This window comes from Serratia sp. HMSC15F11, from assembly GCF_001808215.1.
GTDB lineage: Bacteria > Pseudomonadota > Gammaproteobacteria > Enterobacterales > Enterobacteriaceae > Serratia > Serratia nevei.
The window spans coordinates 1-511 of sequence record NZ_KV792419.1; the positions used below are offsets into that span (position 1 = coordinate 1).

Sequence of the window (511 nt, forward strand, 5' to 3'; positions counted from 1 at the left end):
ACATGTCGGCGCAGGGCATGCGGGTGGAGATGGGTTCGTTGACCACGCTGTTCAGCGGCGGCGTCAGTTTCGACGTGCCGGACGGCTGGGATCGCGGTGAACCGGCGAAAGAGAAGGCGGAGTACCAGCTGTTCGACAACCAGCGCAGCACGCAGGATTCGCTGTATACCGTGCATAAGGATTACCTGCTGTTCTTCTCCGATTCGGTACGCGGCCTGCAGCCGGGCGCGCCGGTCGAGTTCCGCGGCATCCGCCTGGGCACGGTGGCGCAAGTGCCGTTCTATAAAGACGGCATGGCGCAGCGCCTGGATAACGACTACCGCATTCCGGTGTTGATCCGCATTGAGCCCGATCGGCTTCATAAACAGCTGGGGGACAACGTCGATATAGAGGCGCACCTAAAAGACGCGGAATCGCGCGGTATGCGCGCCTCGATGAAGTCCGCCAACCTGCTGACCGGTTCGCTGTATATCGATCTCGACTTCTATCCGCAGGAGAAACCGTGGAAAGG

Annotated in this window: 1 protein-coding gene; it reads left to right on the plus strand. The window is 60.7% G+C overall.

Translation table 11 applies throughout. The features are described 5' to 3' along the window. The coding region (locus HMPREF3138_RS07245; protein WP_139145127.1) for an MlaD family protein at positions 1-511 on the plus strand (511 nt) is incomplete at both ends.